The 22,868-nt window shown below is 63.5% G+C and carries 20 protein-coding genes; 1 reads left to right on the top strand and 19 read right to left on the bottom strand.

Annotation, left to right across the window (positions count from 1 at the left end):
- Nucleotides 1–127 precede the first annotated feature (127 nt).
- The 4 genes from IVB48_RS36190 to IVB48_RS36175 form a co-directional block, all read right to left on the bottom strand.
- Nucleotides 128–1,747, bottom strand: a complete 1,620-nt coding sequence (locus IVB48_RS36190; protein ID WP_247407765.1) for a methyl-accepting chemotaxis protein — start codon at nucleotides 1,745–1,747, stop codon at nucleotides 128–130.
- 65 nt (nucleotides 1,748–1,812) lie between these two features.
- Nucleotides 1,813–2,133 (bottom strand): plastocyanin/azurin family copper-binding protein, encoded by a 321-nt coding sequence (locus IVB48_RS36185; protein WP_027569212.1) that lies wholly within the window; start codon nucleotides 2,131–2,133, stop codon nucleotides 1,813–1,815.
- A 17-nt stretch (nucleotides 2,134–2,150) separates the two neighbouring features.
- On the bottom strand, nucleotides 2,151–3,236 hold the full coding sequence (locus tag IVB48_RS36180; RefSeq protein WP_247407762.1) for a cytochrome c peroxidase: 1,086 nt from the start codon (nucleotides 3,234–3,236) through the stop codon (nucleotides 2,151–2,153).
- A gap of 491 nt (nucleotides 3,237–3,727) precedes the next feature.
- Complete coding sequence (locus IVB48_RS36175; RefSeq protein ID WP_247407760.1) at nucleotides 3,728–4,327, bottom strand: response regulator; 600 nt, start codon at nucleotides 4,325–4,327, stop codon at nucleotides 3,728–3,730.
- Nucleotides 4,328–4,508: 181 nt separating this feature from the next.
- Here IVB48_RS36175 and IVB48_RS36170 point away from each other — a divergent pair, with 181 nt between their 5' ends.
- Nucleotides 4,509–5,462 (top strand): helix-turn-helix domain-containing protein, encoded by a 954-nt coding sequence (locus IVB48_RS36170; protein WP_247407759.1) that lies wholly within the window; start codon nucleotides 4,509–4,511, stop codon nucleotides 5,460–5,462.
- Here the strand turns inward: IVB48_RS36170 and IVB48_RS36165 are convergent.
- The 15 genes from IVB48_RS36165 to IVB48_RS36095 all read right to left on the bottom strand — a co-directional run bounded on the left by IVB48_RS36165 (nucleotide 5,414) and on the right by IVB48_RS36095 (nucleotide 22,689).
- The gene (locus tag IVB48_RS36165) at nucleotides 5,414–5,770 is read right to left on the bottom strand and encodes a hypothetical protein (protein WP_247407758.1); all 357 of its coding nucleotides are present in this window, start codon (nucleotides 5,768–5,770) and stop codon (nucleotides 5,414–5,416) included. The genes IVB48_RS36170 and IVB48_RS36165 overlap by 49 nt on opposite strands.
- A gap of 69 nt (nucleotides 5,771–5,839) precedes the next feature.
- Complete coding sequence (locus IVB48_RS36160) at nucleotides 5,840–7,516, bottom strand: methyl-accepting chemotaxis protein (protein ID WP_247407756.1); 1,677 nt, start codon at nucleotides 7,514–7,516, stop codon at nucleotides 5,840–5,842.
- A 571-nt stretch (nucleotides 7,517–8,087) separates the two neighbouring features.
- Nucleotides 8,088–9,584 carry an ABC transporter substrate-binding protein gene (locus IVB48_RS36155; protein WP_247407755.1) on the bottom strand — a complete coding sequence of 499 codons (1,497 nt, stop codon included), beginning with the start codon at nucleotides 9,582–9,584 and terminating at the stop codon, nucleotides 8,088–8,090.
- 55 nt (nucleotides 9,585–9,639) lie between these two features.
- Complete coding sequence (locus tag IVB48_RS36150; protein ID WP_247407752.1) at nucleotides 9,640–10,644, bottom strand: oligopeptide/dipeptide ABC transporter ATP-binding protein; 1,005 nt, start codon at nucleotides 10,642–10,644, stop codon at nucleotides 9,640–9,642.
- On the bottom strand, nucleotides 10,641–11,654 hold the full coding sequence (locus IVB48_RS36145) for an ABC transporter ATP-binding protein (protein WP_247407750.1): 1,014 nt from the start codon (nucleotides 11,652–11,654) through the stop codon (nucleotides 10,641–10,643). The genes IVB48_RS36150 and IVB48_RS36145 overlap by 4 nt, the downstream gene beginning before the upstream one ends.
- Nucleotides 11,655–11,656: 2 nt before the next feature.
- Entirely contained in the window at nucleotides 11,657–12,550 is an 894-nt protein-coding gene (locus tag IVB48_RS36140; RefSeq protein WP_247407748.1) for an ABC transporter permease, read from the bottom strand.
- On the bottom strand, nucleotides 12,547–13,497 hold the full coding sequence (locus IVB48_RS36135) for an ABC transporter permease (RefSeq protein WP_247407746.1): 951 nt from the start codon (nucleotides 13,495–13,497) through the stop codon (nucleotides 12,547–12,549). Before IVB48_RS36135 ends, IVB48_RS36140 begins: the two co-directional genes overlap by 4 nt.
- 84 nt (nucleotides 13,498–13,581) lie before the next feature.
- Nucleotides 13,582–15,003, bottom strand: coding sequence for an amidase (locus tag IVB48_RS36130; protein ID WP_247407744.1), 1,422 nt, complete (start codon nucleotides 15,001–15,003; stop codon nucleotides 13,582–13,584).
- A gap of 122 nt (nucleotides 15,004–15,125) precedes the next feature.
- Nucleotides 15,126–16,061: a carbohydrate kinase gene (locus tag IVB48_RS36125; protein WP_247407742.1), complete on the bottom strand. Its 936-nt coding sequence runs from the start codon at nucleotides 16,059–16,061 to the stop codon at nucleotides 15,126–15,128.
- A 5-nt stretch (nucleotides 16,062–16,066) separates the two neighbouring features.
- Nucleotides 16,067–17,713, bottom strand: a complete 1,647-nt coding sequence (locus tag IVB48_RS36120; protein ID WP_247407740.1) for an FGGY-family carbohydrate kinase — start codon at nucleotides 17,711–17,713, stop codon at nucleotides 16,067–16,069.
- Nucleotides 17,714–17,751: 38 nt separating this feature from the next.
- Nucleotides 17,752–18,525 (bottom strand): SDR family NAD(P)-dependent oxidoreductase, encoded by a 774-nt coding sequence (locus IVB48_RS36115; RefSeq protein WP_247407738.1) that lies wholly within the window; start codon nucleotides 18,523–18,525, stop codon nucleotides 17,752–17,754.
- A 29-nt stretch (nucleotides 18,526–18,554) separates the two neighbouring features.
- Nucleotides 18,555–19,562, bottom strand: a complete 1,008-nt coding sequence (locus tag IVB48_RS36110) for an ABC transporter ATP-binding protein (protein ID WP_027569197.1) — start codon at nucleotides 19,560–19,562, stop codon at nucleotides 18,555–18,557.
- Nucleotides 19,563–19,578: 16 nt separating this feature from the next.
- Nucleotides 19,579–20,409, bottom strand: a complete 831-nt coding sequence (locus IVB48_RS36105; protein ID WP_027569196.1) for a carbohydrate ABC transporter permease — start codon at nucleotides 20,407–20,409, stop codon at nucleotides 19,579–19,581.
- Nucleotides 20,410–20,412: 3 nt separating this feature from the next.
- Entirely contained in the window at nucleotides 20,413–21,285 is an 873-nt protein-coding gene (locus IVB48_RS36100) for a sugar ABC transporter permease (RefSeq protein ID WP_247288934.1), read from the bottom strand.
- Nucleotides 21,286–21,375: 90 nt separating this feature from the next.
- Nucleotides 21,376–22,689 carry a sugar ABC transporter substrate-binding protein gene (locus IVB48_RS36095; protein ID WP_247407735.1) on the bottom strand — a complete coding sequence of 438 codons (1,314 nt, stop codon included), beginning with the start codon at nucleotides 22,687–22,689 and terminating at the stop codon, nucleotides 21,376–21,378.
- Between the last annotated feature and the right edge of the window lie 179 nt (nucleotides 22,690–22,868).

Raw genomic sequence — 22,868 nt, 5'->3', positions numbered from 1 at the left:
GGATGGTGCATCCGGCTGCCATCCACCGGGCTAACGTCTGGGGGTTCCAAACGTTCATTGCCTTGCCGCGCAGACCCGCGCTGAATAGCTGGCCGCGATCGCCAACTGAAATCTACGCAAGGACTGCTCAAGCCGCCACGTTGGCGAGGAAGCGATTCACCGACGAGCGCAGCTGTGCCGCCTGGCTGGACAGATCGTGGGCGGTTGCCAGAACCATGTCGGCGGAACGGTTGGCATTATCGGTGGCTTCGGCCGTTCCGGCAATGCTTCGGGCAACCTGGGCCGTACCAGTCGCGGCCTGACCGATACTTCTGGAGATCTCTCCCGCCGCCGCATTCTGCTGACTGACAGCCGCGGCGATCCGGCCTGTGAAACTGTCGATGTCGCCAATGATCAAGGCGATCGCTCCAACGTTGTCGACTGCCTGCCGTGTCGCCAACTGCACCTCGTTGATTTGCGACGAAATCTCCTCGGTTGCCTTCGCAGTCTGGGTGGCAAGCGCCTTGACCTCCGACGCGACGACGGCAAAGCCCCGACCCGCCTCGCCGGCCCGCGCGGCCTCGATGGTGGCGTTGAGCGCAAGCAGGTTGGTCTGCCCGGCAATGGTCCGGATGAAACCGACCACTTCGTCGATCTGCTGTGCCGCGCTTGCAAGCCGGCCGATGGTCTGGTTGGCGGACTCCGCCATACCGGAGGCGCGCTGGACGATTGTGGAGGCGTCGGCCAGCTGAGAGCTAATGGCCTGCACGGATTGACCGAGTTCGCTCGCGGCGCTCGCAACGGTCTGGACGTTGCTGGACGTTTGCTTGGCAGTCGAAGCCGCCTCGCTCGAACGTGTGCCAGCGACGCGCGCCGTCTCGGCCAGGTTCTGCGCCGTGTCCGTCAACTCCCCGGTCATGCGGTCGGTGTGGCTGAGCACGGAGCTGAAGGCGGCGCGGAACGCATCGATCTCGGCCTCCACACGTTGCCGGCGGCCGATCTGCGCGGCGCTGCTCTGATCTTTGGCGGCGATCAAGGCCAAGTCCTCATCGGCGCGGGCTTTCAGGCTGGATTGCATCACGGCCAGAGACTTCAGGAGCCGACCAAGCTCGTCGCGACGACGGACGGATATATCGTCCATGAAGTTGCCGGCTGCCACGCGTTCAGCGATCCGGACTGCGGCCGAAATCGGCCGGCTCATCGAGTAAGTGAAGGCGAGCGCGATGACGAGTCCGATCAGCGCCGTCCCGACCGCCACTGACACCATCGTGGTGCGGGCCGAATTGACCGCTGCTTCCGCCTCCGTGCGATATTCATAGCCGTAAGCCGCGACAAGCTCGACGAGATCGTCGATCGACGTCATCAACCGGTCGCCCTGTTGCGCGAGCAGGAAGCTGGTCGGAATCTCCGTTGTACCGCCGGCGGACGACTTGAGAATCTTCAGCGCGCCGCTGGACCACTCCTTGAGCTGGCCCTCGACCTTCTCGCGGACATTCGTGACATTCGGCGATGAGGTGCGTTCGCGCACGACTTTCAGATCTTCGAAGCTGCTGCGCACCAGATCCTCGAACTTCTTGACCTGTTCGCCCGAGCTGCCCGCGAGCAGGTTTCGCTGGAGCACGAGGCGGGCCTCATGCAGCGCCGCGTGGGCGGCCCGCGCATGGTTGATCCCCATCAGCGGCCCGTCATAGAGACGGATCACCAGATCGCCGGAATTGCCGATGGCGCGTATGCCGTAGAACGCGATCCCGCAGGCCAGCAGGATCACGACACTGAAGGCACCGAATATCTTGTAGCGTATCGACATCATCAATCTCCGGCGCCACGTGGTCGTTAGTCAGTTACCTTCACCATCATCTTCATGCGCGGATGGATGGCGCAGATCACCAGGACCTCGCCGGCATCCTTGAAGCTGACGTCCGTCGAGGTACCGGGCGCCTGCGATCCGAGGTTGAATTCGTTGCCTTTGCTGGCCGACATGATGTTGTGGGGCACCGTGTCATCGTTCAAAAACGTGACGGCAGCGCCCTTCTTGACCGAGATGTTCTCGGCTGAGAAGACGCGCCCCTGCTGGTGGATGACTTCGGTGGCCGCATAAGCGCCTACCGAAAGCCCGCTGACGATGACGCAAGTGAACAGAGCAAGTGCACGCATGGGGTATCCTTTTAAATTTAGCGCGGCAGGACCGGCACGGCCGTCGGGGCGAGTTCGCTGGTCAATGTCTTGAGGAACGCAACGAGATCGGCCTTCTCCTGCGCTGTCAGTTCGAGAGGGCGCATGAGATCCGAGCGGCTAGGTCGATCGATACCCGCGTGATCGTAGTGCTCGATGACCTCTTCGAGCGTTGCGAGCGAGCCGTCGTGCATGAAGGGGCTGCGGCGGCTGATCTCGCGAAGGCCCGGGGTTTTGAAGGCGTGCTTCATCTTGATGACACCGGGAAGGTACTCGCCACGGCCGACGTCGCTGCTCGGCAGCCCGATGTCCTGAAAACCTTCATTGGTGAAGTTCCAGCCTTCGTGACAGGCCGCGCACTGCGCCTTGCCGTTGAACACCGCGAAGCCCCGCTTGGCATCTTCCGAGATCGCCTTCTCGTCGCCGTCGATCCAGCCGTCGAACGGCGCCCGTTCGGAGACGACGGTACGCTCATAGGTCGCGATCGCCTGGCCCAGCGTCTTCGCCTTGATTCCCTCGCCCGGGAAGGCAGCCTCGAACATCGGCTTATATTCGGGAATGCCGGAAAGCCGCTGCATGAGCTCGTCGAGCTTCATGTTCATTTCGCCGGGGGACTGGATCGGGCCGAGCGCCTGCTCTTCCAGCGTCGGAAGACGGCCGTCCCACATGAAGATGGCGCTCCAGGCCGCGTTGACGATGGTCGGCGAATGACGACCGAGCTTCGCCATGCCGTGGCCGACGCCGACCGCCAGCCCGTCACCCCAGCCGAACCCGGGGCTGTGGCAGCTCGCGCAGGACTGCGCCGATGTCACCGACAGACGGGTGTCGAAATACAGCTTCTTGCCGAGCGCCGCTTTCTCGGGCGTGTATGGATTTTCTTTCGGGAACGGGATTGTCGAGGGTCTGCGATACAGCGCCTTGAGCGCGTCGAGCCCGCCCGGCGCCTTCTGTGTGATCTCGACCTTGCGGCTTTCACCAATGACGGCTGCGCCGAAGCCGATCGTGCTGAAGCCGATAACGCCAATACCGGCCGCTGCGACTGCGGCGGCGAAGACGATGTAACGTGAGGAGCCGAACATCGGCATGCAATGTCCCTCGAGAGAGTGTCATTCGCGACACTGGAAAACCTTCGAGGCAATGCACCGCCCTTCTGGCGTGATGAAAATAGAGGCAGATAGTTAAAATAAAATTGTGGGAGCCAGCGAACGGGAGTCTAATTTCGGCAAATCATAACTATAGATTGCAGGAAAAACAGGCAACAACCGCAATGGTACCGAAGTTGTCGGTCCGGTTCTGGAGCTAAGCCGACGCAGAGGCGCCACATGTGAGCTTTTCTGTCGGCGCCGCGCCCGCATGCATAAACTAGGAACTAGTGGCAATCGGCTTGCGGCGCGAAGGCAATCCCCTACCAAGAATGGACGGCCGAAAGACTGCCATCAGGCTTGAGCAGCGATCCTGTTCGGTCCTCGCATCGCTCCCAGGCCTCCTCTTGTCGTGAGGTAATCAACTGCGGCTGGTACGGGTAGTCAGAGACTGCGGCTCGACATGACTGACGATGCCGAGGTCGAATTTGTCTTCAGGTGCCAGGACGCTTCGCCGTGATCGCAAGGCGCACCAACTCGGCGGGATTTTTCGCGCCGACCTTCTGCATGATATTGACCCGATGGCTCTCGACGGTGCGTGGGCTCAGATCCATGCGGTCCGCGATCTCCTTGGTCGACCTCCCGCCGATGAGTTCGAACAGCACTTCCCGCTCGCGAAACGTGAGCGGCGGCCGTCCAGGGAAGTGAAATACAGGCCTCCTGGACTCCTCAGGTTTCAGAGCTGCCACAACCCGCGCAACGAGGTCGTTGCCCCGAAATGGCTTCTCGACGAAATCAGAGGCGCCCTCCTTGATGGCCCGGACAGCCGTCACGACGTCGCTGCGGCCGGACACCATGATGATGGGGCGATCAAACGCTCGGTTCCGAAGTTCCCTCAGTATTTCCAACCCCGAGAGGTTATTCAGAACGACGTCGACGAGGACGCACGAAGGATGGGAGTCGAGGCACAAGGCAATGAACGACTTCGGATCGCTGCAGCCGATCACATCGAACCCCGCCCTGGTGAGCACGAGCGAGACTGTTTGGCAGACGGCGGGTTCGTCATCCAGCACCAGAATAGGGCCGGCAGGCATTTGAACGGAAGGACTTCCCGTACAATTACGTCTCGCGCGATTCATAGGCTGTATGCCAAAAGATCAGTGTTGATGCTCGCCGAATCGAGCAAGGCTTTGCATCGACCCTAAACAGGCGCGGTTCATCCGCTCGGCTCATTGGGTCCAATCAATCGGCCAAGGGGGAATTGGGAGGAGATTTATGGAGGTCGCATTCTCCACCGCAGACGTGCATCCGCGGGACCGTTTTGACTATTGGCAAGCTGCAACGCGCGAGCGGATCGCCGACCACGACTCCTCGACTTCGTCCCGGGACAGCTTCAAAGCAGAGCTGTCGGTCGGACGTGTAGGCTCGCTAGGCCTGGTTAGATCACGTAACTCCGAGATTCAGGTCGCTTCCACAAACCGGCATGCGGCCCGCTCGGACCCCAGCGAAGTACTGTTATTCTGTTTGCTCGCTGGTCGAATCCTGCTCGAACAAAGCGATCGCAGGGTGCATTTAGAGGCAGGCTCACTCGCATGTGTGGACCCGCGGCTCGCCCACACGATGCAGTTTCTCGATCACTCGTCCACACTCATCATCAAAGTTCCTCGAACGGAACTTGAAGCAAGGATCGGTACGAACTTCGACATTGCGGCCTGCCGCATCGCTCCTTTGGGTCCGCAGGATCGCCTAACCCTATTCTTTGCAGCCAAGCTGGGTAAGCTGAGCGGTACGCTCGATAGGTCAAGTGAAGAAACCATCTCGACGCAGGCAATCGACTTGATTGCGCTCTCCCTCGGTAACGCGGTCGATAGACCAACGCAACTTCCAGCAAGCAAATCGCGCCTCGTCTGGGACATTCACCGTGCCATCGACGCGAGATTGCAGAATACCGACCTCACGCCGGAGCGGATCGCCGAACGTGTTGGAATTAGCGTTCGCCAAGCCAACAAATTGCTCGGAACGCAGGGCAGCTCACTTATGCGGCTCGTCCAGACCAAGCGACTGGCTCGATGCCGCCACGCGCTGGAAGACCCAAGACAAATACACCGCTCAGTCAGCGACATCGCTCTCGGCTGGGGATTTTCGGACCTGACCCACTTCAGCCGATCTTTCAAAAGAGCTTATGGAATTTTGCCCAGCGACCTCCGAAAGCTCAAAGAAAGCCGGTGAAAGCGGCCCTCCGTTTCGGCCACGGCTTGCCGCGCAAAATGTCGGCGAATGTCGCAGAGCTGCTTCTCCAACACCATCAGCTCCTCAACGGCAGCTTTTAGCTCGCTTTGAAGCCCTCGAAAGCGTATGCGATAGCCGTGCTGCTTCGCACCGTTCAAGGCTTCGATGGTCGATTCCAGCTCGGCGAAGCACTGTGCAAATTTCGCCGCCTTTTCCCTGGCCTCCTCGCTTTGCGCAATGAGATCGGCTGCGATGAGACGCTGTTTCAACACAGGCTGGCTAAGGTGCAAAGTTGTGACGTTCGACATCTTTGATAATCGATGCTTGAGGGAACGGGATGGCGCCTGGCGTTCACCAGGCGCCCGTTGCTTTTCAGATCAGGCGGCGCGTACGGTGGAGAGGAACCGCTGCACCTGAGCTTTCAGCCTGTTGCTGTCGGAGGACAGTGATTGCGCCGAGGACAGCACCTGGCTGGACGCCCCGCCCGTCTCGGTCGCCCCCCTCTGAACGTCGACGATGTTGGAGGAAACCTGCTGGGTGCCCTGGGACGCCTGCTGGACATTGCGGGCGATCTCCTGCGTCGCCGCGCCCTGTTCCTCCACTGCTGCCGCAATGGTCGACGAGATCTCAGAAAGTCGTTCAATCGTACCGCTGATACTTTTTATCGCCGTGACAGATTCCTGCGTTGCGGCTTGAATGCTGGTGATCTGCTGTCCGATGTCGCCGGTTGCCCGTGCGGTCTGCTCGGCCAACGCCTTCACCTCGGAGGCAACCACTGCAAAGCCGCGGCCCGCATCGCCTGCCCTCGCGGCTTCGATCGTCGCATTCAGCGCCAGCAGGTTGGTTTGTCCAGCGATCGTGTTGATGAGCTCAACCACGTCGCCAATGCGGGTCGAGGCCCGCGACAGCTCGCTGACCTGGCTCATTGTGTTGCGGGCCTGGTCGACGGCTTCGCCCGCCATTCGCGCCGATTCCTGAACCTGCCGGCCGATTTCGTTGACCGACGTCGACAATTCTTCCGTTGCGCTCGCCACCGACTGGACGTTGGCCGAAGCCTGCTCGGACGCGGCGGCCACGGTCGTGGTCACTTCCTGAGCCCGCGTGGCGGAATGGGTCAACGTATTCGCGGAGGCCTCCAGCTCGGTAGAAGCGGACGCCACGGCATCCACGATCTCGCCGACCGCATGCTCGAACTCGTCGGCAAGCTTCTCCATTTCCTGCTTGCGACGCCTTGCTTCCGCCTGCTCGTTGGCCTTTTGCTCGTCCTCCATCTGGCGCACGCGCAAGCCGTTCTCCTTGAAGACGAGGAGTGCCTTGGCCATATCGCCGATTTCGTCGTTGCGCGTCGTATAGACGACTTCGGTATCGAGCTTCCCGTCGGCGATGGTGCGCATCGTTCGGTTCAGACGCTGGAGCGGCGAAGTGACCCGCATCAACACAAAGTATGCAGCGATCAGACCCATCAAGAGTGCGACGCCCGCGACCGTGAACGTCACCAATTTCGCGAGCGAATAGCTGCCGCGTGCGTCCGAAACGGCCTGAGCGGCACCCTTCTCATTGAATTCGACAACGGCGTCGATGGCGTTCTGCGCCTCACTGAACGCTGCACTCCCCGAGCCATTGTAGTCGCTTATCGCCTTGGCCGGATCACTCGCGGCCAGCATCAGGATGCGATCCTGCTCATTCTTATAGAGACCTGACTTTTGCTGGAACTTATCCCAAAGCGCCCTTTCCTGAGGCGATACGATGGTGGTCTCATAGACCTTCGCGGCCTTCTCGGCACTAGCCAGATATTGCGAGAGCTGCCCTTCCGTAGTTTTGCGTTGCAAGGAGTCGGTGGTCATGATCAGGCGACTGCCGGCGACCCGACCACGTGTCGACCAGTACTTGACGTCACCCAGCGCTTTCGTCGCAGGCAGCCAATTGGTGGCAAGGTCTTCCGCATTCGCATTTAGCGCTGCCGCGCGGGAAAGCGCCATCCAGGCCTGCGCCAATAGAAGGAGAACGAGGAGGGAAACGATTCCAAGTAGGCAGATTTTTACGCTCAGGCGCATGTTTGTTCCCGCAAGCAAAGGGCTAATAAAACGCCCCGCATCCTTGTTCGAGATGGTTGACGAAAGCTAACTGATGACCATCGTGTGACTACGGGATTGCCGCAGCAGATCCGGGGCGGCGCTTTCAACTGCGGCGCTCCGGCTCAGACTGACGTGAGACAGACGGTCTGTTGTGAGTCAGCGGGAAAGAAGCGAGAGACGCTGCTTGGAAGACTAAGGTTGGTTTTGGTCTGCCTGGCCACGAGGTCTTGGCGATGTCGCCTGCAAGGTTTGCTCGCGCAATCGAGACGGCCGGTCAGATCTTCACCTCGTCCGGCAAACTTGGCATGTGGTGGCGACGGCGGCCAACGAGTTCTTCGATGATGCCATCATGCCAGTGTTTTGCCCGACGCGTCAACGGCACCGCGCGATGCGCAACTCATCAATCGCGTCGCGCGCAAGTCATTGAAATTACTACCCTCGGCTACTGTGCATGGGGTTGTTTTCAGGTTTTTTGATTGGACCGGCCTCGTGACGATCTCTTCCGTTGGGAGAGATCGTCACCGAAATCAGGCAATCGACCTGCGCGACCCTACTCCCACGCCCATGTCGAGAAATCGTTCTCGTATTGGGGCACGTCCTTCCAGACGCCCTTCAGCTTCTTGTTGGTGATGGTGATCAGCTGCGGCTGGTACAAATAGCCGGAGACGGCGTCGGTGGCCAGCATGCGCTGGGCATCGCCGAGAAGCTTGGCACGGGCGGCTTCATCCGGCGTCGACACGATCTGCTTGTAGAGCGCGTTGAAGGCGTCGTTGTTGTAGCCGAGATAGTAGTCCGGCTCGGTGATCTTGACGAGATCGAACGGCTCGACATGGCTGACGATGGTGAGGTCGAAATTGTGCGGACCATTGCCGGCGAATACCTGCGACAGCCATTGCGCCCATTCGACGTTCTCGATCTTGGCGATGATGCCGACCTTGGCGAGTTGGGCTGCGAGGATCTCGCCGCCCTGCCGCGCATAGGATGGCGGCGGCAGCTTCAGCGACAGCTCGAGCGGCGTGGTGATTCCGGCCTCGGCGAGCAGCTTCTTGGCTTTCTCGGGATCGAACGGGTTGATGCCTGTGGTGTCGACATAGCCGAGCGCGGTCGGGACGTAGAAGCTGCCGATCGGCGTGCCGAAACCATCGACCGCGCCGTCGATCATCGCCTTGCGATCGATCGCGGCGAGGATCGCACGACGCACGCGGACGTCGTCGAGCGGCTTCTTGCGATGGTTGATGCCGACGATGGTCTTCGCCCTGGAGCCGCCGACCATAACGTTGAAGCGCGGATCGGCCTTGAACTGCGCGATGGTGCGCTGGGCCGACACCCGGGGAAACGCGTCGACGTCGCCCGACAGCAGCGCCGCCGCCTGCGCCGACGGATCGGAGATGAAGCGGACCGTCACCTTCGAGAGCTTGATCGCGGCGGCGTTGCGATAGTCGGCCCATTTGGTCAGGGTCATCGAGGAGCCCTTGGCCCAGGCGCCGAGCTGATAGGGCCCGGTCCCGACCGGCTGCGTGATATTGGTGGCAGCGCTCTTCGGCTCGACGATCGAGCCGCTCGCCTGCCCCAGCAGGAACGGCAGGTTCGGCTCCGAATTCTTCAGGCTGATCACGATCGTGTCGGCGTCGGGCGCGGCAACGGACTCGAAGCTCTGGAACAGGCTCTTGTCCTTATTGGTGCTGGTGGCGACGGCGTTGCGCTCGAACGAGAACTTCACGGCGGCGGAGTCGAACGGCTCGCCATTGTGGAACTTGACGCCCTTGCGCAGCTTGAACGTATAGGTCTTCAGATCGGGCGATGCGGTCCAGCTCTCCGCCAGCAGGGGCGACGTGGTGCCGTCCTCGTTGATCTTGGTCAGGGTCTCATAGATGTTGTAGAGCGTGACCTCGGCGATCGCGGCGGCGGCGGCATTGGTGGGATCGAGCCCGGGCGGCTCCAGCGCCATCGCCATGACGACGCTGTCCTTCTTGGACTGCGCCAGCACCGGCAACGGAGCCACGGCAAGCGCGGCGGCGAATGCGACGATCGATAGTTTCCTGAACATGCGTAACTCCCCGGCCTTGTCTCGTCTCAAGCCTACGCCAATCCCGCCGCGGACGCTAACCTTCCACGGGCAATTGCGGCAACGCCATCACGGCTTCCGCCTTATGGCAGGCGGCCAGATGCGTCTCGCCCACCTTGCGTAGCTCAGGCAGAACCTCGCGGCAATGCTGGTCGGCGAGCGCGCATCGCGAGACATAGGGGCACCCGGTCGCCGCCGCCGATTGCGAGGCGATCGCCTGGGCCCCGCGCCGGCGCCGGCCGCCACCGGCGCGCACCCGCGGCACGGCGTCCAGCAGTGCTCGCGTGTAGGGATGGGCGCAGCGCTCGAACAAATCCTCTGGCCTGCCCTGCTCGACGATGCGGCCGAGATACATCACCGCGACCTCGTCGCAGAGATAGTCGACGACGGCGAGGTCGTGACTGATCAGGACGTAACTGAGGCCGAACTGTTCCTGGAGGTCCTGCATCAGATTCAAGACTTGCGCCTGCACGGAAACGTCGAGCGCGGAGACCGGCTCGTCGGCAACGATCAGCTTCGGCTGGGTGATCAGCGCGCGCGCAATAGCGATGCGCTGGCGCTGGCCGCCGGAGAATTCGTGCGGATATTTCTCCATGTCGGCATCGCGCAGCCCCACCTGCCGCAGCACCGCGGAGACGCGGGCACGGAACGTATTCCGGTCGGCGTCTTCCAGCACAGTGAGCGGTTCGGCAACAATGCGCGCGACGGTCTGGCGTGGGTCCAGCGATCCGTAGGGATCCTGGAACACCATCTGGAAATCACGGCGGGCGCGGCGCAGCTCGTCAGCGGAGATGCGGTTGAGGTCGCGGCCGAGCAGCGCGACCTGCCCCGATGTCGGCCGTTCCAGCGCCATCACCACCCGCGCGAAAGTCGACTTGCCTGAACCGGACTCGCCGACGATGCCGAGGCTCTTGCCGGCGTCGACCCGCACGCTCACACCGTTGAGCGCGCGCACCTGCCCCGGCGGGCGAAACACGCTTTCGCGCGGCAGCGTGTAGCGCTGCTCGAGATCCTTCACGTCGAGAAGAGGCGCCGTGCTCATGCGGTCAGCGCTCCGACGCGTTCGGCCATGGAGACGTCCGTCCGGATGCAGCGCACGAAGTGGCCGGGTCCGACGTCCACCATCGGTGGAAGCGCGGCCCGGCACTGCTCGATCACGAGCGGACAGCGATCGGCGAAGGTGCAACCGGAAGGCAGATCGGCGAGCTCCGGCACCGAGCCCGATATCGTCGTCAGCCGCGTCCCCTTGCGTGCGCCGAGTTTCGGTCGGGCGCGGAACAGGCCCTGCGTATAAGGATGGCCCATCCGGCGGAACACTTCGTCGGTCGGCCCGCTCTCGATGATCGTGCCGCCGTACATCACCATCATCCGTTGCACGTTCTCGGCGATGACGCCGAGATCGTGCGAGATCAGGATCATCGACATGCCGCGCTCTTCGACGAGATCGGCGATGAGGTCGAGGATCTGGCCCTGAATGGTGACGTCGAGGGCCGTGGTCGGCTCGTCCGCGATCAGAAGGTCGGGCTCGCAAGCGAGCGCCATCGCAATGGTGACGCGCTGACGCTGGCCACCGGAAAACTGGTGCGGATAGGCGTCGACGCGCCTCGCCGGATCGGGCAATCCAACGCGGTCGAGCAAGGCGATCGCTTCCTTGCGCGCCTGCGATGCCGAAAATTTCCTGTGACGCCGCAGCGGCTCGGCGACCTGGTGTCCGATCGTGTGCATCGGATTGAGCGCGGTCATCGGCTCCTGGAAGATCATGCTGATGCGATTGCCGCGCAAGCGACAATAGTCCGCGTCCGACAATCCAGCGAGTTCGCCTCCATCCAGCTTGATGCTGCCGGTGACGACCGCGCTGTCCGGCAGCAGCCCCATCAGCGACAACGCCGTCACCGACTTGCCGCAGCCGGATTCGCCGACGAGCCCGAGCGTCTCGCCGCGCTTCAGGGCAAAGCTGACGCCACGCACGGCCTGTGCCGGCCCGCGGCTGGTGTTGAGGCGTACGCCGAGACTGGCAACCTCGATCAACGGCATGGTCGAGCGCTCGCCCATCGTCATCGCTCCCGCGCCAGTCGTGGATCGAGCAGATCGCGCAGTCCGTCGCCGAGCAGATTGAGGCCGAGCACCGCGATCGCGATCGCAGCGCCCGGATAGACCGCGAGCATCGGCGACTGGAACAGCAGCGTCTGCGCGTCGTTCAGCATCCGCCCCCAGGACGGCTGCGGCGGCTGCGTGCCGAGACCGAGATAGGACAAGGCGGCCTCGGCAAGAATCGCGAGCGCAAACTGGATCGTCGCCTGCACGATCAGGATCGACATGATGTTGGGCAGCACGTGCTCGATGGTGATGCGAGACTTGCCCTTCCCGGCCGCGCGCGCGGCCAGCACGAATTCGCGCGCCCAGATCGCGTTGGCCGAGCCGCGCGTCAGCCGGATCAGCGTCGGGATCTGGAAGATGCCGATGGCGACGATCGAGGTCACCATGCCGGGCCCCACGACTGCGGCGAGCATGATGGCGGACAGCACGGCCGGAAAGGCGAAGGTGAAATCGGAGAAGCGCATGATGATCTCCTCGGTCCAGCCACGCCTGGCCGAGGCGATCAGGCCGAGACAGACGCCGAAGGTGAGACCGATGCTCACCGCGATGACGCCGACCATGATGGTGGAGCGGGCGCCGGCGAGCAGCAGCGAAACGATGTCGCGGCCGAAGACGTCGGTGCCGAGCCAGTGCGCGGCCGAGGGCGGTCGGAGCTTTGACGCGATGTCGATCTCGTAGGGCGACCAGGGCGTCCACACCAGCGACAGCAGCGCCGAGGCGAGAACCAGCACGCTCAGCGCACCGCCGAGCACGAAGCTGCGATGACGCAGCGCGCGGCGCCAGAAGGTCCGGGCCGGCAGAGGGCGCGCCATGGCCGGCGCCTCGACGAGGGTGGTCAGCGGCGCGCTCACAGATCGTGGACCTTGATGCGGGGATCGACGAAGGCATAGAGCACGTCGACCACGAAATTGACGATGACGACCATGGTCGCGAGCAGCATCACGCAGTTGCGCACCACGATGAGGTCGCGGTTGGCAATCGACTGGAAGATCAGGCGGCCGAGGCCGGGTAGATAGAACACGTTCTCGATCACGATGGTGCCGGCGAGCAGATTGGCGAATTGCAGCCCCATCACCGTCATCACGGGGATCATGGCGTTGCGCAGCACGTGTTTCCACAGCACCTCGCGCTTGCCGAGGCCCTTCGCGCGCGCCGTGCGGACGAAGTCTTCACGCAGCACTTCCAGCACCGCCGAGCGCGTGACGCGTGCGAGGATCGCGGCCTGCACCACCGCGAGCGACACCGCCGGCAGCAGCAGCGATTTGATGCCGGGCCAGATGCCGTCCTCCCAACCGGGAAAGCCGCCCGCGGACAGCCATTGCAGCCGCACCGAAAACAACAGCACCAGCAGGATCGCGAACCAGAAATTGGGCAGCGCGATGCCGACCTGCGTCAGCGACATCACGCCGACGTCGCCGAGCTTGTTGTGGTTGGCGGCGGTGTAGATGCCGGCCGAGAGCGCCAGCGTCACCGTGATCAACATCGACATCATCGCGAGCGGAATGGTCAGCACCAGCCGCTCCGCGATCAAGGCGGCAACCGGTGTGCCGTAGACATAGGAGTTGCCGAGATCGCCGACCAGCAGCCCCTTGACCCATTGCAAATAGCGAACCGCCAGCGGCTGGTCGAGGCCGAGCTTCACCGTGAGCGCACGGACCGCATCTGGCGAGGCATCGGCGCCCATCAGCATCTGCGCAGCGTTGCCCGGGAGAGCATCCAGCACCAGAAAAATGATCACGGATGCGCCGACCAGCGTCGCCAGCAAGGTCAGCATACGTCGGAGGACAAATACGCTCATGCGCGCTCGGATTCAGGGCTCATCCGTTGCACGATCAACATGTCCGGGCACCGGAGGCAAGTGCTTTGCTGCATCCCCATCTGCTCAACCGGGCCAGCGGGACAGAAGGCCTTGCGAGGCCTCGAACAGCGCGCTCACGTGCAGCAAGTCCGCATCAGCGCGGAAGCGGCCGACGAGTTGCAATCCGATCGGCAGGCCGTCGCGGCCGAAGCCGCAGGGCAGGCTGATCGCGGGGTGTCCGGTCATGTTGAACGGCATGGTCCAGGGGAACCAGTGCGGCCGGACGCTGTCAAACTGCTTACCGTCGATCTCGATGGTGCCGAACAGGTCTTGATCGATCGGCAGGGCGGTGCGGGTGATGGTTGGCATCGCCAGCAAATGCCCGCGCGCAAACAGGGATTGCACCCGGCGGAACAACGCTGTGCGCGCGAACATCGCCTCCTGATAGGCGACGCCGCTGACGTCGGTGGCAAGCGCAAGCTGCTTGAGGAAGGCCTCGCTCAGCGCGTCCCCATGCTCGGCCGCGAGTTTGGCAAAGCGCGTGCGCCAGACCGTGTGATTGATGGCGCGCCAGATCGGCTCGATGTCGAACCCCTCGCCCGAAAATTCCTCGAGCTCGGCACCCAGGCCCGCGAGCCGATCGAGGCTCGCCTTGAAGCCGGCCTCGACATCGGCAGAGACAGGGCGTCCGGGCGGCGACAGGCAGTACAGGATTTTCTGCCCACGCAGATCGCCGCGCGGGGCGGCCGCGCCGATGAAGTCGGGCACGGGAACACCGATCGACCAGGGGTCGCAAGAATCCTCGCCGGCCATCGCCTGCATCATCAGCGCGGTGTCGGCGACGGTCCGCGTCATCGGCGTGACATAGGTCTGGTTGCCGAACGCGTCCAGCGCCTGGCCGTGCGGGATTACGCCGTTGCTCTGCTTCAGCCCGACCACGCCGTTGCAGGCGGCGGGAATCCGCGTCGAGCCGCCGCCATCGGTCGCGATCGCAAGCGGCGCGATGCCGCTCGCCACCGCCACCGCCGCGCCGCCGCTGGAGCCGCCCGGCGAGCGCTCGGCGCTCCACGCATTGCGGGTGCGGCCGAACAGGGGCGAGTCGGTCAGGCACTTGCTGCCGAATTCGGGCGTCGTGGTCTTGCCGATCAGGATCGCGCCTTGCGCGCGCAGCCTTGCAACCGCGACGGCATCCTCGTTCGGAACATTGTCCTTGTAGGGAACGGCACCGAAGGTGGTCTTGACGCCCCTGGTGTTGACGATGTCCTTGACGGTGACGGGGATGCCGTGCAGCAGGCCGAGCGGCTCGCCGGCCATCACCTTGCGCTCGGCCTCGCGCGCGGCGGCAAGCGCCTCGTCGCCGCAGATCGTGATGAAGCAGTTCAGTTCAGGCTGGAGCGCCTCGGCACGGGCGAGCACCGCACTGACGAGTTCGACGGGGGAGACCTCCTTGCGGTCGATGCTCGCGCGCAATTCGGTGGCGGACAGGAAACAGAGATCATCGTTCATGGAAGGACCGGCTCGCGTCAGGATGCGCGGACCTTGCCAGCGTGCACCGATCCTGTCCATTTCGGCTTGCGCATGGCCGCTGGCCACCGAAACAACTCGGAAGTGCGCGAGGTCTGCCCTAGCTACCAGCTCCAGGTGACCTCATGGCTCCAGGGCGGATCGGCACCGGGACGGGTGCAGGTGAGACCGGCGCAATTGGCGGCAAAGGACAGCGCGCGGCGAAGATCGTCTGCGCCGATATCCTTCAATTGCTGTCGAGGGAGACGTCCCTGCTTGTGCAGGGCGAACAACAACGCCGCCTGAAAACTGTCGCCCGCGCCGATGGTGTCGGCGACCACGACTTTGGGCGCGGCGACCTCGATCTGCCCTGCCCCCGCATGCCACGCAATCGCGCCGCTGTCGCCACGGGTGATGACGACCAGGCTCGCGCCCCCCGCGAGCAGCGTGCTCGCACGCTGGTGATACGGCTCGTCGCCGAACAAATAGGCAAAATCGACGTCCGACATCTTGATGAGATCGGCGCTGGCCGCAAACGCGGTCATGCGCGCGAGATAGGCCGGTTTGTCCTTCACGAGGTTGGGTCGGCAGTTCGGATCAAAGGAGATTGTCGAGGACGCCCGCGCGTCCGCGATCAGGGCCTTGGTCTCGGTCGCGCCCTGGTCGTTAACGAGTGTGGTCGAGCCGACGTGGAGAACTTCGACCGCGTCGAAGGGAATGGAGCCGCGCTGGTAGACCCAGTTCCGCGCCGCCGTCTCGGCATCGTAGAACGCGTAATGCGACTCGCCCGCGACGATACGAACGAAAGCGAGCGTGGTCTGGTGTTCGCTGCTTGTGGCGAGCGCGAGCTCGACATTGGATGCAGCGGCGTGGTCGGCGATCATGCGCCCGAACATGTCCGTCGAGATCCCGCCGACAAAGCCGGTCGGCGCGCCAAGCCGCGCCATGCCGATTGCGACGTTGAGGCAGGAGCCTCCGACCGCCGGCATCACCGCTTCGCGCCCGTCGGTGATTCGCGTCGGAACGAAATCGATCAGCGCATCGCCGCAGGAAATCAGCATCCGTCTCAACCTCCCGCGATGTCGCGCATCGCGACGCGGCTGCCGCGATCGACCTCGCGCAGCAGCTTGTAGACCTCGCGCTTGCGGGCGTGAAAGGCGGCGATGTCGGGCGTGGTCGGCTCGCTCTTGCGTCCCAGCGCCGACATCTTTGCCATGGTCTCGCCGATCGAGGCGTAGGCGCCGCCGGCGACTGCGCCGAGCATGGCGGCGCCGAGCAGCACGGGTTCTTTGGTCTGCGGCAGCGCGACCGTGAGGCCGGTGGTGTCCGCCATGACCTGCCGCACCAGCGGACTGCGGCTGGCGCCGCCGCCCATGATCATGATGCCGGCATGGACGCCATGCGCGGCAAAGGCCTCGATCACTTCGGCAAGCCCATAGGCGAGCCCGCACAGACCGGCGACGAACAGCCGTTCCATCGAGGCGATACCGGTGTCGAGATCGAGGCCTGCGATCACCGCGCGCGTGTCAGGGTCGGCGTAGGGCGAGCGGTTGCCGATGAATTCAGGAAGTACATGGACGTCGCTGGCCAGCAGCGCGGCACGGCTGGCGCCGCCTGCGCGCGCGATGATGCGGCGCTCGAGGAACTCGATGAGGTCGAGGCTCTCGCTGCGCGCCGCCGCGCTCGCCTCGGCTTGGCCGGGGTGCGACTTGAGAAGATGGTCGATCGCAGCGCCCGCAGCCGACTGCCCGCCCTCGTTGAGCCAGAAATTTGGTACCATGCCGGAGTAATAAGGACCCCACACGCCCGGCACGAAACACGGCTCCCTGGTCGTCGCCATGATGCAGGCCGACGTTCCCATGATGTAGGCGAGGCGGTCGGAGACATCTGTCGCGCCGTCCGATTCATCGCGCCCGCCGATCGCCCCGATGCCGCCGGCATGCGCGTCGATCAGGGACGCTCCGACCGGTGTGCCCGCTGACAGGCCGAGATCGGCCGCGGCAGTGCGGGAGAGACCTGCGCCCAGGCGCGTACCGGGGGCGACGATCTCGGTGCCGATCCGGGCATATTTCTCGTTGACGAAATCCGACAGGCCGATGCGCTTGAAGAATGGCGCGCTCCAGCCGCCGCCGTCGTGGGCGAGATAGTTCCATTTGCAGGTGACCGTGCAGGTCGAGCGCTGCAGCGAGCCGGTTGCGCGCCAGGTCAGGTAATCCGCCAGATCGAAGAAGTGCCCTGCAGCATCGAAGCTCGCGCGCATGTGCCGCTTCAGCCACAGCAGTTTCGGCATCTCCATCTCGGGCGAGATCGAACCGCCGACATAGCGCAGCACGGCATCACCGGTTTCGTTGATCAGCCGCGCCTCGGCCGTGGCGCGGTGATCCATCCAGACGATGACGTTGCGCTGCCTGTCGCCGGAGGCGCTGACGGTGAGCGGTTCGCCTTGCCGGTCGAGCACCACGAGGGAACAGGTGGCGTCGAAACCGATACCGCCGACGCTGTCGGGCGCGATGGCAGCTTCCGCCATCGCGGCCCGCACCGACGCAGTGCAAGCGTCCCAGATATCCTGGGACGATTGTTCGACGATGTCGCCGGCCTCGTGCCATATCCTGATCGGATGCCGTGCGATCGCCAGTAAGGTGCCCGCCTCGTCGAACACCCCTGCCCGCGTGCTCGTGGTCCCTACATCGACGCCGATATACGCTCGCGGCATTGTCGCCCCCGGAAGCTCTCGTCAGTTTTGACGCAAGCCTACCAGCAAGTGTAGCCGCCATCCACCAGCACGATGCTGCCGGTCATCAAGCTCGCGGCCTCCGAGGCCAGGAACAGCACCACGGAGGCGATCTCATCGACCTGCCCCATCCGTGCCATCGGGGTTCCACCGGTCCAGGCGTCGTACATTCTCGGATTGCTTTTCACGAAGGCGTTGAGCGGCGTCTCGATATAAGTCGGCGCCACCGCGTTGACGCGGATGCCGCGCGCGCCCCATTCGGCGGCGAGCGATTTCGTGAGATGGTGCACGCCGGCCTTGGACGCATTGTAGAAGCACTGCTCCTGCGGTTTGTTGACGATGAAACCGGACATCGATCCGACATTGACGATGGCGCCGCTCCTGGCATTGAGCATGTGCTTGCCGAACTCGCGGCAGCACCAGAAGGTGCCGTTGAGATTGACGTCGATGACGTTGAGCCAGTGCTCGTCGGTCACGGTCTCCGCGGGCGTCTCGCTGCGGGCGATGCCGGCGTTGTTGACGAGGATGTCCACCTTGCCGTGGCGCGCGACGAGGTCGCTCGCCACCTCCGCCACGCGCTTGGTGTCGGTGACATCCATGATCGCCGTCTCGGCGTCGAAGCCCTTCGCCTTCAGGCTGGCTTTCGCACTATCGGCGACCTTGCTGTCACGATCGCCGATGACGACCCTGGCGCCGGCTTCAGCCAGCGCTTCGGCGCAGGCGAGCCCGATGCCCTGCCCGCCGCCGGTGATGAACGCGGTCTTGCCGTTCAGCTTGAACTTTTCCAGGTACATGTTGCTCTTCCGCTTCTTGCCGCTTCTTGTCAGTTCCGAATGGCGTTGCCGCTCGCGTCGAAGCGATGGATGCGCGCGGGCTCCGGCACCAGCGACACATGGTCGCCGGCGTGCAGGCTCAATTCACCGATGTAGCGCGCCGTCAGCATGCCGAGCTGTCCGGCATCGACATAAAGGAAGGTGTCGCTGCCGAGGTGCTCGGCCACCGCGATCGTTCCCTGCCAGCCGCCGGCACCGTCGCGTTCGATCTTGAGATGCTCCGGCCGCACCCCGATCGTCGCCGCGCCCTTCTGCAGGGCGTGCTCGCCGGTGACGAAGTTCATCTTCGGCGAGCCGATGAAGCCGGCGACGAAGAGGTTGGCCGGCCTCTCGTAGAGCTCCAGCGGCGAGCCGTATTGCTCGATCTTGCCACCGTTGAGCACCACGATCTTGTCGGCCATGGTCATGGCCTCGACCTGGTCGTGGGTGACATAGATCGCGGTAGTGCCGAGCTGCTTCTGGAGCCGCGTCACCTCGATGCGCATCTGGACGCGCAGCGCCGCGTCGAGGTTGGAGAGCGGCTCGTCGAACAGAAAGGCCTTGGGCTCGCGGACGATGGCACGTCCGATCGCGACTCGCTGGCGCTGGCCGCCGGAGAGCTCGCGCGGCTTACGGTCGAGATAGGGCGTGAGGTTCAGCGTCGCGGCGGCGGCCTCGACCTTGCGGTTGGTCTCGTCCTTGGAAAGGCCCGCCATCTTCAGGCCGAAGCCGATGTTGCCGCGCACGCTCATATGCGGATAGAGCGCATAGGACTGGAACACCATCGACAGCCCACGCTTGGCGGGTGGCGTGTCGACCACGTTCTTGCCGTCGATCAGGATCTTGCCGCCCGAGACGTCCTCGAGCCCCGCGATCAGCCGCAAGAGCGTGGTCTTGCCGCAGCCTGAGGGACCTACGAACACCACGAAGGAGCCGTCGGCAATCTCGAGGTCCGCGCCCTTGATGATGTGCACGGGGCCGAAGGATTTCTGCACGTCCTGAAGTGTGATCTGACCCATGATCCGGCAGCCCTTCCTACTTTACCGCGCCAAAGGTGAGCCCGCGCACGAGCTGCTTCTGGCTGAACCAACCGAGGACGAGAATGGGCGCGATCGCCAGCGTCGACGCCGCCGACAGCTTTGCCCAGAACAGCCCTTCCGGGCTCGAATAGGACGCGATGAACGTGGTGAGCGGCGCAGCGTTCGAGGTCGACAGATTGAGCGTCCAGAACGCCTCGTTCCAGGCCAGGATCAGGTTCAGCAGCATGGTCGATGCGAGTCCCGGGATCGCCATCGGCGTCAGGACATAGACCAGCTCACGGCCGATGGTGGCGCCGTCCATGCGCGCGGCTTCCAGGATGTCGCGCGGGATCTCCTTGAAATAGGTGAAGAGCATCCAGATCACGATCGGCAAGTTTCCCAGGCACAGGATGAAGACGAGCCCGATGCGGGAATCGAGCAAGCCGAAGGACTTGTAGATCAGGTAGATCGGCACCAGCACGCCGACCGGCGGCATCATCTTGGTCGAGAGCATCCAGAGCAGGATGTCCTTGGTGCGTTTGGTCGGCGAGAACGCCATCGACCAGGCGGCGGGGATCGCGATCAGCAGCGCGATCAAGGTCGAGCCGCCGGCGATGATGATCGAGTTCATTGCGTGGAGGAAATAGTCGCTGCGCTCCTGGACCGTTGCGTAGTTCTCGGTGGTCCAGTGGAAGAACAGGAAGGACGGCGGAATCGCGAAGGCCTCAAGTTCGGTCTTGAAGCTCGCCAATACCATCCAGAGGATCGGGAAGAAGATCAGGAAGCCGAAGAACCACGCCCCGATGGTCGAGACCACCACCCGCTGCCTCGTCGCTATCCGCGCCATGTCTCAAGCCTCCAGATTGCGGCCGACGATGCGGACCAGGAAGAAAGCTACGACGTTGGCGATCACGACGGCGACGAGGCCGCCCGCCGAGGCGGTGCCGACATCGTACTGGATCAGTGCCTGCGAATAGATCAGGAAAGCGATGTTGGTGGTCGACAGTCCCGGGCCGCCGCCCGTGGTGACGTAAATTTCGGCAAAGACGGTGAGCAGGAAGATCGTCTCGATCAGGATCACCACCGTGATGGGACGCGCGAGGTGCGGGAGCGTAATGTAGATGAAGGTCGAGACCGCGCTGGCGCCGTCCATTTCGGCGGCCTCCTTCTGCTCCTCGTCGAGCGACTGCATCGCAGTGAGCAAAATCAGCGTCGCGAACGGCAGCCATTGCCAAGACACGATCAGAATCACCGCGAGCAGCGGCGCGTCGGTGAACCAGTCGATCGGCGTCAACCCGAACAGCGACGCGATCCAGGCAAACAGCCCGGACACCGGATGCATCAACAGGTTCTTCCAGACCAAGGCGCTCACCGTCGGCATGACGAAGAACGGCGCGATGACCATCAGCCGCACGATGTTGAGGCCGATCACGGGCTGATCGAGCAGCAGCGCCAGCGGAATTCCGAGCAGGACAGTCAGCGCCAGCACCGAGCCGACCAGCACCAGCGTATTCTGGAGCGAGGCGAGGAACGCGGGATCGGTGAGGAAGTAGCGGAAATTTTCCAGCCCGACGAACGATTCCGAGCCGGGATCGAGCAGGCTGTAATGCAGCGTCGAGAAATAGATCGTCAACGCGAGCGGGACAATCATCCAGATGAACAGCAGCCCGACGGCCGGCGTCAGAAGCGTCCGTGCGAGAAGCTGCGTCTGCCGGGTTGCCATTGTTGGCTTCTCCGCTTGCGGGAAGAAGGCGGCCATCCATCCTTAGCGGTGGATGGCCGCAAGTCTGAGCTCAGGAGGGAGAGCTCGAGCTCACTTGATGTAACCCGCGCGCTTCATCTCGCGCTCGGTTGAGGATTGCGCCGCGGTGAGCGCGGCATCAACCGTCATCGATCCCGCAAGCGCGGCCGAGAATTGCTGCCCGACCTGCGTTCCGATGCCCTGGAATTCGGGGATCGCCGCATATTGCACGCCGACGTAGGGCACCGGCTTCACTGTCGGCTTGTTCGGATCGGCGGCGTCGATCGAGGCCAGCGTCAGCTTGGCGAACGGGGCGACCTTCAGATAATCAGGGTTTTGGTAGAGCGAGGTTCGGGTGCCCGGAGGCACGTTGGCCCAGCCCTCTTTCGCGGCGACGGTCTTGGTGTAATCCTTGCTCGTCGCCCAGGCGATGAACTTCTCGGCGGCTTCCGCCTTCTTCGAACCGGCGGGGATTGCGAGATTCCAGGCCCACAGCCAGTTGGCGTTCTTGCCGAGCCCGGTGTTGGGCGCCATCGCAAAGCCGACCTTGTCGGCGACCTTGGAGTCCTTCGGGTTGGTGACGAAGGAGGCTGCGACTGTGGCGTCGATCCACATGGCGCACTTGCCTGCATTGAACAGCGCCAGGTTCTCGTTGAAGCCGTTCGAGCTCGCACCGGGAGGGCCGGCCTGCTTCATCAGGTCGACATAGGTCGTGAGCGTCGCCTTCCATTCCGGGGTGTTGAACTGCGGCTGCCACTTCTCGTCGAACCAGCGTGCGCCATAGGAATTGGCCATGGCAGAGAGGAACGCCATGTTCTCGCCCCAGCCGGCCTTGCCGCGGAGGCAGATGCCGTAGACGCCGGTGCTCTTGTCGGTGAGCTTCTTGGCGGCGTCGACGACGAAATCCCAGGTCGGCTTTTCCGGCATCTTGAGGCCGGCCTTGTCGAACAGGTCGGTGCGGTACATCACCATCGAGCTCTCGCCGTAGAACGGCGCGGCGTAGAGCTTGCCGTCGACGGAGACCGCATCCTTGATCTTGGGCAGGAGGTCGGCGACGTCGTAGTCGGCGCCGAGATTCGCGAGCGGCACCAGCCAGCCCTTCTTGGCCCAGATCGGCACCTCGTAGGTGCCGATGGTGAGGACGTCGAACTGGCCGCCCTTGGTGGCGATGTCGGTGGTGACGCGCTGGCGCAGCACGTTCTCCTCAAGCGTCACCCATTTGACCGATATATCGGGGTTCTTCTTGGTGAATTCAGCCGTCAGCCCCTGCATGCGGATCATGTCGCCGTTGTTCACGGTGGCGATCGTCAGGGTGATTTCGGCCATCGCAGGGACGGCCAGCAACAGGCAAGACGCGCCGCAGACGGCGCCGAGGACGTGTTTCACGGTGACCTCCCTAGGATCGCGCTTTTGAGCATATGCCCACGCGTTGGGCGTATGTTCGACTGAGGGCGGGCCGTTGTCAAGCAGGCGCAAAGCTGTTCGCGCAACTTATGAGTGCTGCGGTGCGGGAGATGGGCTGAGCTCTCGTCTCACACTCAGTGTCTTGCCCCGCGAAAGCGGGG

The sequence above is a fragment of the Bradyrhizobium sp. 76 genome, from assembly GCF_023073025.1.
Lineage (GTDB): Bacteria > Pseudomonadota > Alphaproteobacteria > Rhizobiales > Xanthobacteraceae > Bradyrhizobium.
The sequence above is the reverse complement of the archived record's forward strand: the minus strand, read 5'-3'. Positions and strand labels throughout refer to the sequence as shown.